General features: G+C 67.1%; 11 protein-coding genes. 9 read left to right on the forward strand and 2 right to left on the reverse strand.

Annotated elements, in window-relative coordinates; genetic code table 11:
• Positions 1–355: 355 nt before the first annotated feature.
• Both ACFQ80_RS07090 and ACFQ80_RS07095 read right to left on the reverse strand, forming a co-directional pair.
• The gene (locus ACFQ80_RS07090; protein WP_430563133.1) at positions 356–1,495 is read right to left on the reverse strand and encodes a hypothetical protein; all 1,140 of its coding nucleotides are present in this window, start codon (positions 1,493–1,495) and stop codon (positions 356–358) included.
• A 128-nt stretch (positions 1,496–1,623) separates the two neighbouring features.
• Entirely contained in the window at positions 1,624–1,899 is a 276-nt protein-coding gene (locus tag ACFQ80_RS07095; RefSeq protein WP_430563134.1) for a hypothetical protein, read from the reverse strand.
• A 121-nt stretch (positions 1,900–2,020) separates the two neighbouring features.
• On the opposite strand from ACFQ80_RS07095, the gene ACFQ80_RS07100 reads away from it, so the two are divergent.
• From ACFQ80_RS07100 to ACFQ80_RS07140, 9 genes are all read left to right on the forward strand, one after another.
• Positions 2,021–4,531, forward strand: a complete 2,511-nt coding sequence (locus ACFQ80_RS07100; protein WP_430563135.1) for a HelD family protein — start codon at positions 2,021–2,023, stop codon at positions 4,529–4,531.
• 103 nt (positions 4,532–4,634) lie between these two features.
• The gene (dcm, locus tag ACFQ80_RS07105) at positions 4,635–6,134 is read left to right on the forward strand and encodes a DNA (cytosine-5-)-methyltransferase (protein WP_430563136.1); all 1,500 of its coding nucleotides are present in this window, start codon (positions 4,635–4,637) and stop codon (positions 6,132–6,134) included.
• On the forward strand, positions 6,131–6,595 hold the full coding sequence (locus tag ACFQ80_RS07110) for a very short patch repair endonuclease (RefSeq protein ID WP_430563137.1): 465 nt from the start codon (positions 6,131–6,133) through the stop codon (positions 6,593–6,595). The genes dcm and ACFQ80_RS07110 overlap by 4 nt, the downstream gene beginning before the upstream one ends.
• 82 nt (positions 6,596–6,677) lie before the next feature.
• Positions 6,678–8,258 carry an ATP-binding protein gene (locus tag ACFQ80_RS07115; RefSeq protein WP_430563138.1) on the forward strand — a complete coding sequence of 527 codons (1,581 nt, stop codon included), beginning with the start codon at positions 6,678–6,680 and terminating at the stop codon, positions 8,256–8,258.
• Entirely contained in the window at positions 8,255–10,474 is a 2,220-nt protein-coding gene (locus ACFQ80_RS07120; RefSeq protein WP_430563139.1) for a Z1 domain-containing protein, read from the forward strand. The genes ACFQ80_RS07115 and ACFQ80_RS07120 overlap by 4 nt, the downstream gene beginning before the upstream one ends.
• 192 nt (positions 10,475–10,666) lie before the next feature.
• The gene (locus ACFQ80_RS07125; RefSeq protein ID WP_430563140.1) at positions 10,667–10,924 is read left to right on the forward strand and encodes a hypothetical protein; all 258 of its coding nucleotides are present in this window, start codon (positions 10,667–10,669) and stop codon (positions 10,922–10,924) included.
• Positions 10,925–11,075: 151 nt separating this feature from the next.
• Positions 11,076–12,206 carry a 3-oxoacyl-[acyl-carrier-protein] synthase III C-terminal domain-containing protein gene (locus ACFQ80_RS07130; RefSeq protein ID WP_430563141.1) on the forward strand — a complete coding sequence of 377 codons (1,131 nt, stop codon included), beginning with the start codon at positions 11,076–11,078 and terminating at the stop codon, positions 12,204–12,206.
• Complete coding sequence (locus tag ACFQ80_RS07135; protein ID WP_430563142.1) at positions 12,203–12,946, forward strand: iron-containing redox enzyme family protein; 744 nt, start codon at positions 12,203–12,205, stop codon at positions 12,944–12,946. Before ACFQ80_RS07130 ends, ACFQ80_RS07135 begins: the two co-directional genes overlap by 4 nt.
• Entirely contained in the window at positions 12,946–13,773 is an 828-nt protein-coding gene (locus tag ACFQ80_RS07140; RefSeq protein ID WP_430563143.1) for a DUF6999 family protein, read from the forward strand. The genes ACFQ80_RS07135 and ACFQ80_RS07140 overlap by 1 nt, the downstream gene beginning before the upstream one ends.
• Positions 13,774–13,781: the final 8 nt, after the last annotated feature.

The raw sequence follows: 13,781 nt of genomic DNA on the forward strand, positions 1-13,781 counted from the left end.
CTGCGCTCGTCACCTGAGTTGCGCCGATGACCCGACCGCGGTCTCGCGTCGGGTTCTTGAACGCGCCGCGGGTCGTGTAAACGAGCCGACCGCTCCGGCCGCCAACGCGGAGATCTCCGCGCGGCCATCGCTGGGAGAACCGTCCTCGACTCCGTGAAGTTCCAAGCCAGCACAGGGCGATCACCCACGACCAGCAGGTAGGTGCGACGTCATCGGCAAGCCTGCCCCAGGGTGTGATGACTCGTCGAAGGACACTGGATCTAGACCTCGGGCGGTCCGGGTGACTCTGGGAGAAGCTTCACCCGCTCTAGGCGACCATGGCTATTAGGCTCGCCGCGACGTCAGGGCCCCGCCGTCAGCGGCGGCGGACAGAGCCTTCGACGGTACCGTTGATGCGCTGCGCCAGGTCCAGTAGCTTGCTCGCCTCGTTGCGAAGTTGTGCTCGGTCGTCGTCGTGCATGGTCCGGAGCCGCTTCTCGAGCGTCTCGAGGATCTTGATGGAGGACGAGATCTGTCGCCCGACGGCGAGCGCCTCGTCGCCATGCTTGGCATCCCTCGCGTCGTGCATCGCCTGCTTCGCCCGCGCGAGGTCGCGCGTCTCCCGGAGTGCCGATCGGCCGACAGGGTCAGCAACCACGTCGGCGAGCGCACCGATGTCACGCGATTCCGTCACCACGCGGGAAGCGTGGGTGCCTCCTCCGTAGATCCATGACATCAGTTCGGCCAGCTCGTTCGTCCGGTCGGTGGGCACCGGCGGCTGGCCAACCTTGATCTGCGAGGCGAGCGGCGCTCCGATGTGCTCCCTGAGGGGGCCGTTCGCCATCGCGACGGTGATCAGGGAGAAGTCGTCGCATGCGCTGGCGACGACGTCGTCGGGGACCCCGGGGAGCGATCTTGCCTGCTCGAGGATCTCGAGGTTTCGGTAGGCGTTGCCGACCTTGACGCTGCTCGACCCCATGGCCTTGGCCGCGGCGCGGACTGTCATGCCCTCGTCCTCCACGAGGTACTTGACGTACCTGGCCTGCTCGAACGGGCCCCATTTCTTGATCCCCGTGAAGTGCCGAAACCCGATCATCGGCGCCGCCTCGTCCCTGCTCGCCACGACCACAGCAGGCACCAAGGACGTCGGGCGGATCCCGCTCTCCGGACCGATGGCGTGCCATCGTGCCGGCTTCTTGAACAGGGCTCGGACTTCGGGGGAGGAGAGTCCGAGGAGGGCCGTCACGCGTCGATTGCCCTCGAGTACGACGTAAGCGGCTGTCTCCTCGGGGTGCGGCATAACCACGATGTGCTCAGTTCCGAAGTATCCGTTGTCGACGATCGACTCGGCGATCTGGAGAGCATCTGCGGTCGCGGCGAGGTGGGTCGCGAGCGCGATCTGCTCCGAGCGGTGGAGCGCTTCCGGCAGGCGAGGATTGCGCTCGTCGAGCCGGAGCCTGTCCAGCGAGATGTGGGTGGTGTTGCCAGCCATGGCGGACTGAACGTCGGTGGGCATGTCTGGCGGCTCCATGGTGGTACTCGTTCCGATCACGAAGATCGGTGGTGGATCGTTCCGTCAGTATCTCGCGGCACCTGTCGAGATGTCCGCATCGCGGCACGCGCATCCAAGTTTCACCCGGGTGATCAACCGGTGAGGACGCGCACCGCGTCCCGCACGGCCAGGAGGCCGTCCTTCGTCACGGTTGCGCCCCGCGACTCATAGGTCGTCGACCAGGTCCCGCCCACGACCTCGACGATCCCTCGGGCGAGACCTTGCTTGGTCCGGCTTTCGATCCCGAGCCCGAGACGGTCGTTGACCAGGTCGAAGATTGCGCGCGGCTCGGTTGAGCCCGACGACATCGGTGGCACCTCGACACCGATCGCGAGCGCGATCTCCTCGACGATCTGTTCCTTCTTCACCAGGGACCTCCAGGGCTCAGCAGCTGGCGCGCAATCTACTGACGCCAGCGGATCGAGGAAAGGGGAGTCCGAGGGTGGATATAACCTCCTGGCAGGCTGTGCGATCCCGACGGAGGCAAGAGTGGCCCTGACTATCCCCGAGACAGAAGCGACGCTCGAGGTCGAGCAGGTCTTCTTCGACGACGTCTACGAGATCCGTGAGCGCAAGCGGCAGGCTAGGAGCGAGTCCTATGCCGCGGCCGCCGACACCAAGGCCCGCGCTCGCATGAAGCAGAACGCGGACGACGACGAGACGCTCGGCAAGCCATCCGACCCGGCGGCCTTTCTACGGATCGACACCCAGGACGGGGAGTGCCTCTACGTCGGGAACGCGCCGGTCAACCATGACGGCGAGCTGTACGTCGTCTCCTGGAAGGCGCCGCTCGCGCTCAACCTGCGGGGCGCGACGGTCGACGACTCCCGCGGGGTCGCGCGGCTGCGGTCGTTCACCTGCCGTCCGACCAACGTCATCGACTCCTTCGGTGACCAGGTCCTCGCACAACTCGCGGAGCGGATAGCTGAGCTCGAGGACAGTGACGTCGCCGTCGCTCGAGCCGACGAGATGCTGCAGCAGGTACTCGGGAGCGCTCGCGAACCGGAGATGCGGCAGATCGTCGAGACGATCCAGGCTGCCCAGGCAGCGCTCATCGGCTCCGACCCCGACCGCCTCCTTGTGATCCAGGGCGGTCCGGGAACCGGAAAGACCGCTGTCGCGCTCCACCGGTTGAGCGTGATTCTCTTCCAAAAGCGCGCACTGACTCCCGATGACGTCCTCGTCGTCGGGCCTAACGCGACCTTCGCCCGTTACATCGGGCGCGTCATGCCGGAGCTCGGCGACGACAAGGTCCGGGTCACCGACCTCGTGCAGATGCTGGGGGAGACGCGGCCGTCACGTAAGGACTCCCCCGACGCTGCCCGGCTCAAGGGCGAGACGCGCATGGTCGGGTTCGTCGCGCGTGGGCTCCGCGACCGTGTCCGGCCGCCCGAGGGGGGAGCCACCTTCTCCGTGTCCGGTATCGCGCCGGTGACGATCGAGCCGGCCGATCTGTCCCAGGCGATCGACCACGCCTTCGACGGGTCGTTCTCCGACGGTCGCGCACGCTTCCGCGAGGGACTGAAGAACCTCGTGGTCGCCAGGGCGCGGGAAGCGGCCGCCGCGGCGGGCTACACGGTGCGAGGTGACATCGCGATGCGGATCGACGGGTCAGAGATCGAGTCCGCCGTCTCGAGGATCTGGCCGACGATGTCCCCGAAAGCCTTCGTCTCGAGTCTTTACGGCTCCTACCCTCGCCTGATCGCTGCTGCAGGCAGCGATCTCTCGGCGGAGGAAGTCGCTCTGCTCCAGAGGTCGACCGGGACCCGGATCACCGACCAGCAATGGTCGCGGGAGGATCTGGTCGTGCTGGACGAGGTCGCCGCACAGATGGGGGACACCGGCAACGCGCGGTACGCCCACATCGTGGTGGACGAGGCGCAGGATCTCTCTCCGATGCAGGTGCGAGCTGTCGCTCGACGTTCCAGAGAGGGTGCCATGACGATGGTCGGCGACATCGCGCAGTCGACCGGCCACTGGGCGCGCAACGACTGGAGCGAGATCCTTGACCTGGTCGATGTACGGCTACCGAAGGATATTGAGCACCTCGACATCGGCTACCGGGTCCCTCGGTCGGTCATGGAGCTCGCCGCACGGCTGCTGCCGCACGCAGCACCTGGGATACCCGTCCCCAAGGTGGTCCGGGACGTCGAGCCCGGCCCGCGGTTGCTGGAGGTCGACGACCCGGACGACGTGGCGATGCGTGTGGCAGACATTGTCCAGGAGCACTCGTCGCGAGGCCGGTTCGTCGGCGTGATCTGCCCGGACGGCATCCGGGTGGACGTCGAAGCCACGATGCGTAGGCGTGGCATCAGCTGGCAGGACGCCGACAAGGGAGGTCTGAGCAGCTCGATCAACCTCGTCAGCCCCGTGGCCTCAAAGGGCCTCGAGTTCGACTCTGTCGTCGTCGTGGACCCCCAGGGGATCGTCGACGCCGGCCCGCAGGGTCTGCGGATGCTCTACGTCGCCCTGACCCGGACGACAGCACATCTCGATCTGATCTACCCCATGGGACGCATCCCAGCCGAGCTCGGCGTCTCAAGTACCGGCGACACGCTCGCAGAGGCGGCAGCCACGGATGATGGAGAGACGCTTGCTGACGGAGAGCCGGACGCGGCGCCGCTGGCCGAGCTGGGCGCGAATCGCCCGATCAAGGAATCGGCACCGGACCAGGTGGGTCTCCCCGACGGCGGTGTCGAAGCGCCTGTGCGGGCACAGGTTTCCGGTCTCACGGCCAGGCAGGAGAGGATCGTCGAGGACGAGGCACAGGACATCCTCGAGGTGCTCGGGGAGGTCCTTGCGCCGGTGCTGGTCGTGGCGGTGCTGGATCGCGCGGCAACTCTGCTCGGCGTCGGCGTCGGCTCGACCAGGACATTGACGGAGCGACAGACGATGGTCGTGGAACGTGAGGCCACCGAGACTGTCGAACGGCTCGAAGCGACAGTGGCTCCGAGCCTCTACACTGCCGTGCTGCGACGCGCCATCGAGCGGCTCCGCTGAGCGGCTCGCCGAGAAGTTCGGCTCGCCTGGTGACGGCATCGAGCTAAGCTGGCTAGAGCAGGGTTACGCGGCGGACGAGCCGCGAGAACGAGCAAGGAGTCACATGCCCACGGAGACGGCTACGTCGTTCACGTTCATCGATCTGTTCGCCGGGATCGGTGGCTTTCACGCGGCGCTTGAGTCGCTCGGTGGCCGTTGCGTTTACGCCAGCGAGTTGAACGGGCCGGCCTGGCGGGTGTATTCGAAGGCGTGGGGCGTGCCCGAGCACGAAGGCCGGCCGTCGTTCTCCAGAGACATCCGCGACCACGTCCGGTCCGAGCCGGACGAGAGACTCCTGGAGAAGCCTGACGATGACATCCCTGACATCCCCAGCCATGACGTGCTGGCGGCCGGCTTTCCGTGCCAGGCATTCAGCAAATCGGGCAAGCAGTTTGGCATCCTCGATGCCACGCGCGGGACGCTGTTCTACGACATCCTGCGGATCGTCCGGGCCCGGCGTCCGAAGATCGTGTTCCTCGAGAACGTGAAGAACCTGGCTGGACCCCGGCACAAGGAGACCTTCGCGACGATTGTCGCAGGGCTCAAGCAGTACGGCTATGTGGTGTCGGGATCGCCGACCGTCATCACGCCGCACAGGATTGGCCCTGCGCACGGAGGTACTCCCCAGGTTCGCGAGCGCATCTACATCCTGGCGATCCGCAGCGATCTTGTCGGCTCCCGTACTGTGCCGTTCGGTGGGTTCTCGTACCCGTCCTGGAACCCTGACGAATGGAACCTCGACGAGCTGTCGCTCCCGGCGATCGGCGGGCTGACGGTCCTCGACCGCTCCGTCGAGGAGTCGGACGGATACGGGCTGAAGGGGGAGGAGCGCCAGGCGCTCGACTGGTGGGACGCGTTCCTCAGGCAGATCATCGAGGACACAGACAACGACGCAAAGCCGAGTGCACGCTGGATACCCGGCCATCCGATCTGGCACAGGGCGTTGGACGAGGAATGGCGAAAGGCTCAGCTGGCGGATGCTCGGCTCCGGGACCTCCCCTGGAAGTTCGACTTCATTGCGAAGAACGAGAGTTTCTTCGCGAAGAACGAGAACGCGCTGAGCCGGGTCGAGGTACGTCCGGAACCAGGGGAGTTCTCGGGCCTGAGCCGAACCAAGTTCGAGTGGCAGGCCGGCTTGAAGGAGTCAGTGTACGAATGCCTGATCCAGTTCCGTCCGTCCGGCATCCGGGTGCGCCCCGCGACCTACACGCCAGCGCTGGTCGCTATCAACCAGACGCCGGTCTACGGGCCGCTAAAGCGACGGCTGACGCCGCGCGAGGTAGGGAGGCTGCAGGCGTTCCCCGAACGGGTAGCGGACGCCATGGTCGCGCTGGAGCAGGGGGACGGCGAGTCCTACAAGCAGTTCGGCAACGCCGTCCATGTCGGCGCGGTCCGGTTCGCCCTCGCGCAGTTCCTCAGCCACTTTGCCGACAAAGGGCTGGACGCCTCCCTGCTGCCCCTGCTGCATCGGATTCGTGCCGCTGTTGGACTGTCGAGCCTGGAGGGCGTGCCGAGCCAGGGGGTCCTCGACATCGATTCGGATGTGGAGTCCGACGCGGCGTGACGTCACTGAGTCCCCAGCACGTCCCGGCCCATCCCGGGGCGAGCTCGGACGCGGTCTCGCGACGGATGAGCGCGGCACGTCGCCAGGACACCGCACCGGAGCTAGCGCTCCGTCGGGAGCTCCATGGTCGAGGTCTCCGGTATCGCATCGTCTACCCCGTCCCTGGCCAGCGTCGACGGACAATCGACATCGCCTTCACTCGGGTGCGCGTCGCCGTCTTCGTCGACGGTTGCTTCTGGCATGGATGCCCGGTGCACGGCACCGCACCCCGCTCCAACTCGGTGTGGTGGACGACGAAGATTGCCGCCAATCAGGCGCGCGACAGAGACACCGATCGAGTGCTCCGAGCAGGGGGCTGGGATGTTCTGAGGTTCTGGGAGCATGAACCGCCTGCTGTCGCGGCCGAAGTGATCGAGCGGGCAGTACGTCCCCGGGCACCGGAGACGGATCGGCGGACCTGATTTCACCCCGCCGACCGACCATCGCCGCTGGAGACAGTGAGGCGGGGCACCTACGGTAGGTCGAAGTGCTGAAAGGGGACTGATGACCCAGAACGTCGTCGTGCGGCCCGGTGTTGGCATGCTCGCGCTGTTTCCGTCGATGAGCTACAAGCCCTGGTATGCCATCGGAGAGTTCGTCGACAACGCTTTGCAGTCCTGGCGGAGCAACCGCGACGTGCTGCGCGCGGCCTACGGCGGTCGACCTCCGGTGCTGAAGATCGACGTCGACATCGACCGTGACCGGGGCACCATCGTGGTAACCGACAACGCTGCTGGGATCGCGACGGCTGACGTGGCCCGCGCCTTCACGCCTGCTGCACCGCCGGCAGATGCTACGGGGCTCTCCCAGTTCGGGATCGGGATGAAGAGCGCCGCGTGCTGGTACGCGAAGCATTTCGTCGTCACGACGACGGCTCTCGGCGAACCGGTCCGGCGGACGGTGACCTTCGACGTGCCGCAAATCGTCGAGAGCAAGTCGGACACGCTTCCTGTGGTCGAAGTTTCCACGCCAGCCGATGAGCACGGTACTCAGCTCGTCCTCACGGATCTGAACCAGAGCCCCCCGACAGGTCGGACTCTGGGCAAGATCCGCGACTACCTCCGGAGCATCTACCGGACGTTCCTCGAGGACGACGACATCCACCTCGTGGTCGGCGGAGAACGGCTCCGGCCCGAACGGCCAGCGCTGCTCAGGACCCACCGTTGGAACGACGACACCTCTCCCGAGGTCGAGTGGCGGAAGGACATGGATGTTGTCCTTCCCTCCGGACGACGGATCATCGGCTGGGCGGGCCTCTTGGCCAAGGGCTCGACTTCGAAGGCCGGCTTGGCGCTCCTCTACCGGGGCAAAGTGGTGCAGGGTGCCGGAGCGATGGCCAAAGATCCCGCGGACGCCTACAAGCCGCCAGAGATCTTCGGGCAGGGCAACACCTTCCGGTCTCAGCGGCTCATCGGTGAGTTCGACGTGTCCGAGATCAAGGTCACGCACACGAAGGACGCCCTGGTCTGGGACGGGGAGGACGAGGAAGCGTTTCTCGGCGAGCTCAAAGAGCGAGCGGACGCGGAGCCGTTGCCCTTGCTTCGGCAGGCGGACAACTACCGTGCCACCGAGCGCAACCGCTCGGTTCAGTCGACGGTCCGGTCCGTCGTGGAGAGCGTCGCACAAATCGTCGGTCGATCGGAGCGTGAGGCACCGTTCTCCCCGGACATCCACGAGACGACCTTCGGGCTCGCGGACGGCTCGCGGGGCGTGGACGGCTCCGAGTCACATGGATCGCCTCCGGTCGAGCAGCGGGTCGAGACGAGCGAGACCGAGATGCAGGTCCATGGCGACAGCCTGGTAATCAGGGTCGTCGACGAGCCGCCGGACGCGCGGAGCTGGCTCCGGGTGGAGCGTGCTGAGGCTGACTGGGTCATCTCCCTCAACCGGGCGCACCGGTTCACCGAGTCGTTCGCCTACCTCCCGGGGATGGACCTCGAGCCGATCCTCCGGCTCGGGGTCGCCGTCGCGCTCGCGCAGATCCATGCCGAGCAGAGTGGGTCGAAGGAACCGCGGTTTTTCGTGGCAGAGCTCAACCGGCTGCTGACCGGGCCGCTGGCCGAGCGGACGGATGTCGGGAGATGAGCACGGAGGAGAACGTGCCGGCCCCTCTGGGGCATTGGTCGCCCGAGGTCGGCGACGAGCTGGAGAAGACGCTTGAGCGCAGTGGTCTCCCTGACCTGGCTGTCGAGAAGGTACGGGCCGAGACACTCCGCATCATGTCGCGCTGCCGGCCGCCGTCGTGGGGGGTTCAAGGGCATGAGGCTGAACTGGTCGTCGGCGAGGTGCAGAGCGGGAAGACATTGTCATTCACGTCGCTGCTGGCCGCGGCATGCGACAACGGCTATCCGCTGGTCATCGTGCTGGCAGGGACAAAGAAGAACCTGCGTGACCAGACCTACGTCCGTCTGTGGCGTGACCTCGGGATGGACGGCGACGGCGGCCTGGCGACCTGGAACGCGCTGAACGGGCCCACGGCGAACGATGCCGAGGACGTGGTGCGGCTGCTCGAGCGATGGAAGAGTCGCCGCCGTCCACGAGGCCGGGTCGCGACGGTCGCAGTGGCGCTCAAGAACCACGCAGCCCTCCGGCACACCCGCGAGTTCTTGGAGGCGGTGACGGCCTCGGTCGGGGACGTCCCTGTGCTCTTCGTCGACGACGAGGGCGATCAGGCGGGCCTGAACATCGCCACGGGAGGGCGTGAGAGCCCGACGTACCGCGCCATCAGGCGCCTGCGCGGCGCGTCGACGAACCACACATACGTCCTGTACACGGCGACTCCCCAGGCGCCCTTGCTCATCGCGCTCGAGGACTCGCTCTCGCCGAGGACGGTAAGCCTCCTGGAGGCTGGCGACGACTACGTAGGCGGGCAGGTTCTCTTCGAAGAGCACGCGGTCGACTTCGTCCGGCACATCGACGACGAGATCGACGCGCTGGACCCGGACGGCGTCGCTCCGCCGTCTTCCTTGCTGGACGCACTCGCGACGTTCTTCCTAGCCTTGATCGTGGCCCAGCGGAGGCGGTCTCCGCGCCCGCTGAGCATGCTGATCCACCCGTCTTCCACTACGGACCTGCACCGTGCCTACGAGCGGTGGACGAAGAGGGTGATCGACCGGTTGGTCACCGTCTTCGAGTCGGGTGACGACGACCTGCTCGCTCAGACGACGACAGAAGTGTTTCAGTCCGCTTACGACGACCTCGCGTCGACCGGTGGGGTCGAAGCCGGTGGTCGGTCGCTCTCGCTCGATGAGCTGGCCGAGGAGCTCGAGGACTACCTCGGGCAGATCAGCGTTGTGACCGTCAACAGCGAGGATGGTCGAGAGATCGCCGCGAACGACTGGAAGAGCCGGCCCGCGTGGATCGTGATCGGCGGGAACAAGCTCGACCGAGGCTTCACTGTCGAGAATCTGGCGGTGACCTATATGCCACGCGGACCGGGCGTAGGCAACGCCGACACGGTTCAGCAGCGCGGCCGGTTCTTCGGGTACAAGCGCCGCTACCTCGACTTGCTGCGTGCCTGGCTCAACCCCGGCACGACCGAGGTGTACAAGAGCTATGCCGAGCACGATCGTGTCATGCGTGAAGAACTAGAACGACTCGACGCCGGGAGCCTCCCCCTGCGCGGCTGGCGACGTTCGATGCTGCTCGATCCAAATCTCAACCCGACGCGTCGATCGGTGATCCGGCTCGAGCTCTCCAACCATCAGGTCCGACCAGGTTGGCTGGTCCAGGATCGGGTCTACGGCGGAGCGGGCCCCGGTCTGGACGAGGCCGTACTGCTTGACTCCCTGCGAAACCGGGCCGTACCCGACCAGCGTGACGGCAGGCCCGGCGCAGTGCAGCGGAACTCGGTCTCCCTGACGACGTGGCAGGAGGTTGCGCCGATCCTTGCCGGATGGTCCGCCGCTGGACAGGACAAGGACCGCATCTACGCGGTGATGCTCGTGCTGCAACAAGCGAGAGCGGGGGACAGCCCGGTCGACGTCGTCTTCATGAACGGTGGCGGTCGGCGCCGACGTGGACCCGACGCCGAGAGTCGTCGACAACTGGTAGCGGCAGCGGGTGACCTCGGCCGTGTCGAGGATGTAGACGACCTTGTGATCGGCAATCTGATGCAGGGACCCGACCCGGCGGACGGCAGCGTGTACCCTGGCGATCGGGCTTTCGCGAACGACGAGGCGATCACCATTCAAGTTCATGAGTTGGAGCTAGAAGTTCCGTCTGGCGAGCCGCTGAATGTGACTGCCTTGGCAATACACCTCCCTGACGGTCTCAAGCACAGGGTCCTGCTCCAGGATTGAGCAGTTAGGAGGTAATCGAGGAAAGCGACCGGCGCTGCTATACGACCGCACTCCTTCCCCCTCTGTTCACCTCTTGGGTCTGACCCGCCGCGGCCGGTCGACGATTACGGTGCGGGTCGACCAAGTGCGGCAGATCGCCCGGAGGTCATCGGCCAGGTCTTCCACCTGCTCGTCAACTGAACGGAGCCCCAGATGGCCTACATCAAATCCATCTCGCGCCTCGCGCCGATCGAAGGGGCGCACCGCTCTCATTCCGAGACCGAGTGCACCTGGCGGGAGTCAACACGTGAGGGACGCAAGGTTCTTCAGCTTGACACCTATGGCTCTCGCCAGCGGAGGGACGTCGGCACGATCAGTCAGTCGATCCAGCTGGACGAACAGGCGGCCGCAGAACTGTTGGACGTCATCGGACAGGTATTCCCCGCTCTGGCTCGACAAGACGCTGAGTGAGTCCGAGGCCTGATGCCTTCGACCGGAACTTCGGTCAGGCTCGTGTGTTAGGGCCGTCGGCGAGCTGCGGTCCCGGTCAGCCGATCGTCCTGTCGGCTTTCGGGTGCGCGTGTCGTCGACGGCGACACCCCGTGTGTGGCTGAATACCCCCATGCCAGCGACCGCGTACTTGACCGGCCTGGGCCGGTACCTGCCCGGCGAACCGGTAGCCAACGAGGACGTGGCGCGCCGGCTCGGCGGAGTCGACAAGCGCACGGACGGCCTGCGCGCCCGCATCCAGCGCGCCAACGGCATCCGGCAGCGGTACTACGCGCTGGACGACGAGGGCCGCACCACGGAGCTCAACGAGGAGCTGGCCGTCCACGCGATCGAGGACGCGCTGGCCGACCGGGGGATCGCCGCCTCCGACCTGGGCATGCTTGCGTGCGCCACGACGCAGGGTGACCTGCTGGTGCCGGGGTTCGCGTCGATGGTGCACGGGCGGCTCGGCGGCGGGCCGATGCAGACGCTGACGGCGAGCGGCGTGTGCGCGTCCAGCATCGCGGCGCTCGACGCGGCGGTGAGCAAGGTGCGGCTGGGCGACCACCCACGGGCGGCGGTGGTGGGCTCGGAGCTGTCCAGCCGGTGGCTGCACCAGCGACGCTTCGAGGGGGTCGAGGACCACCTGGACGCGCACTTCCTGCGGTGGATGCTGTCCGACGGCGCGGGCGCGGCGATCGTGGAGTTCCAGCCGCGCCCCGACAAGCCGTCGCTGCGCGTGGACTGGGTCCGGCAGGTCTCCCTCGCGCACGAGCACGAGGTCTGCATGCGCGCCGGGCTCGACGGGCCCACCGCCGTCGCCGGGCGCACCTGGCAGGACTACGACGACGTGGCCACCGCCGAGAAGGCCGGGCTGCTGCAGATCCGGCAGGAGACGGCCGTGCTCGACGAGCTCGCCGCGGCGGGGCTCGCGCAGTTCGAGGAGCTCGTGGATCGCGGCCTGGTCGACCTGAAGAAGCTCGACCACGTGCTCTGCCACTACAGCACCAACGCCTTCCGCGACGTCGTCTTCGACGCGCTGAGCGCGCGCGTCCCCGGCATGGACACGAGCCGCTGGTTCTCCAACCTGGAGACCTGTGGCAACACCGGCGCCGCGAGCATCTTCATCGCGCTGGAGGAGGCGTGGCGCACCGGGCGCTTCGCGCCGGGCGACACGATCCTCCTCGCCGTCCCCGAGTCCGGACGGTTCTCGTTCGGGTTCGCCCACCTCACCGTCGTCGCACCGCGAGGGAGCAGCAGATGACCAGCAGCGAGATCAGCACCCGGACCAGCATGGAGACCAGCACCGAGACCGTCGAGGGCTACCGCCCGCCCCAGCCGGACCGGGCCGCCGGGCTGCTCGCCCGGCTCTCCGACGTCTGGACGGACTTCGAGGCCCGGCTGGCCGAGGTGCCGATCCTGCGGGCGCTCGACGACGGCGACGTGACGGTGGCGGACTACCAGCGCCTGCTGCACAACCTGCGCCAGCAGGTGGTCGACGGATCGCTGTGGATCGCGCGGGCGGCGTCGAACTTCGACATGGACCACTTCGACCTGCGCTCGGCCGCTATCTCGCACGCGCTGGAGGAGCACCGCGACCACCTGCTCCTGGAGCGCGACTACGTCGCCGTCGGCGGCTCCCTCGAGGCGCTGCGCGCAGGCCGGAAGAACCTCGGGTCGCAGGCGCTGTCCGGCTACATGTTCCACGAGGCGAGCAGGCCGAACCCGGTCGGGTGCCTCGGCGCGATGTTCATCATCGAGGGGCTCGGCGCGCAGAAGGCCGGCGTGTGGGCCCGGCGGTTCCAGGAGGTGCTCGGGCTGGCGGACAACCAGGTGCACTTCATGGCCTACCACCAGGACGCCGACGCCGAGCACACCGGCACCCTCGACGCCATCCTCACGTCCGACCGGATCGACGACGACGCGGCCGACGCCATCGTCACCTGCGCGCGGGTGGTGGCCCGGCTCTACGTCATGCAGCTCACCGAGCTGGACGAGATCTGATGCCCGTGAGGTCCGACCCGAGCATGTGGGAGGCGATCTACGCCGACCCCTCGGTCCCGCTCGACAAGCCGCTGGTGCGGATGATCATCGAGGACCAGCAGCGCCCCTCCCGGCGGCTGCTGTACCCGATCGCGCGGATCGTCTCCCGGGTGCTGGTGGCGGTGCTCTCGGTCGTGAAGCGGGTGTTCCCCGGCAGGTGGATGACCCTCGCCACCATGGACGCGCTGTGCCTGTGGTTCCTGCGCCGCTTCGTGTCGCCGGACGCCGTCGAGCTGCTGATCCGCCACTTCGTGGTGGAGACAAACCTGGTGAACTTCATCATCCGCAACACCCCGGCCGCCATCGAGCCGGTCACGCTGCGCCCGACGACGCTGTCCGGCCTGGGCGACAACGCCGTCGTCGAGCACGACGTCAACGTCTACGACGTGCTCATCGCGCTCGAGGGGATCGACATCACGGCGCCCGAGCGCCTGAACTTCGCCCAGCTCGACGTTCCGGACCTCGACCCCGAACGTCGTCGCCCCCGTCTGCTGCGCCTCGACATCCAGACGGCGCTGTGCCTGATGAACATCCCGTTCTGCATCGCGCTGAACCTGGAGGAGTTCCGCCGCGCGATCCACTCGCTGCGGTTCGACGACTCCTTCCTGAGCATCCTCGCCGTGCTGACCGACGACGAGACGTTCGAGCACTGGAAGATGGGCGCCCTGAGCCTCTGGATGGACACGAACGTGGACGTCCCGGAGCTCGTCTACCGGCACGCGCTGGTGTGCGAGTACGCCCACGCCCACCTGGTCTCGATCGCGCAGCGGAGCGGCGCGGGGGAATAGGGGCCTGG

The organism is Isoptericola sp. NPDC056578 (genome assembly GCF_042793275.1).
Classification (GTDB): domain Bacteria; phylum Actinomycetota; class Actinomycetes; order Actinomycetales; family Cellulomonadaceae; genus Isoptericola.